Source organism: Allobaculum fili, assembly GCF_020969955.1.
In the GTDB taxonomy this organism is placed as follows: domain Bacteria; phylum Bacillota_I; class Bacilli_A; order Erysipelotrichales; family Erysipelotrichaceae; genus Allobaculum; species Allobaculum fili.
Genome location: NZ_JAHDSX010000157.1, coordinates 1 through 256, shown reverse-complemented (window position 1 = coordinate 256; position 256 = coordinate 1). Strand labels below are relative to the sequence as shown.

Sequence of the window (256 nt, the reverse complement as noted above, 5' to 3'; positions counted from 1 at the left end):
AGATGGAAAGCAGGCGAAGATTCCTGCACCTGAGATAAAGGCGATGGAGTGACAAAGACGGGAAGTGTGACCCTCTTAATGGATTGAGGGCGAAGCGCGGCAGTACCGGTCCAGGCAAATCCGGACCGAGAGGTACAGAGCGTTAGAGGTAAGCGAAATCCTTGGAAAGTAGCGAAGCACATGGAGCGGCTTTCAAGAAAAGCTTCTAGCGATACTTTATCTTGGCCCGTACCAAAACCGACACAGGTGGGCGGCA

1 rRNA gene is annotated in these 256 nt (G+C 52.7%); it reads left to right on the top strand.

Features of this window, described 5'->3' with window-relative positions:
* A 23S ribosomal RNA gene (locus Afil_RS11660) occupies positions 1-252 on the top strand; the annotation flags it as partial.
* Positions 253-256: the final 4 nt, after the last annotated feature.